At 46.8% G+C, this 532-nt stretch carries 1 protein-coding gene; it reads right to left on the reverse strand.

What is annotated here, in order from left to right; translation table 11 throughout:
* Positions 1–143: 143 nt before the first annotated feature.
* A complete protein-coding gene (locus AN618_RS13285; protein ID WP_157081772.1) occupies positions 144–320 on the reverse strand; it encodes a hypothetical protein in 177 nt (58 codons plus the stop codon).
* Between the last annotated feature and the right edge of the window lie 212 nt (positions 321–532).

A 532-nucleotide genomic window follows, 5' to 3' on the forward strand; every position in this document is an offset into this window, starting at 1 on the left:
TTCGAACCATCTTTTCCAGTTTGCCTTTGTTTGGGGATAGGAGTTTTACCTTGAGGGTTACTGTCTGCATATAGTATCTCCTCCGGTTCGCTTAAATCATAACACAACCGGAGAAGAATAGCAAGCCGCCATTCATCCCCCGATTAAAATCGGGGCATTCTGGCGGGATTTTTGTCAATTTCCTTCCCGCAAGTCGAGCATCTCTCGACTTCCGGCAGAACCTCATCATAGCACCGTTGGCAATAAGGCTCGTCGAAGATGTACTGCACGTCGTATTCATTGACTGCTTTACCGCACCTTGAGCACCGTATCGGCAGCATCTCAGGCAACCTCCTTGACTGCGATAGCGAACAGGCCTTTATCACCTCAATACGCAGAAGACTCCATCTTCTATAAGATGGAGATGAATGCGTCCGCAACTTCTAATTCTGATGATATAGGCTGTTGTATATGACGACCATTCCTTCGTTGTGGAGTATACGTCTGCATTCTTTCGGGCTAACGTATGTCTTCCCCACTATTTCCTTCAACT

It is taken from the genome of Fervidicola ferrireducens, assembly GCF_001562425.1.
Classification (GTDB): domain Bacteria; phylum Bacillota; class Thermosediminibacteria; order Thermosediminibacterales; family Thermosediminibacteraceae; genus Fervidicola; species Fervidicola ferrireducens.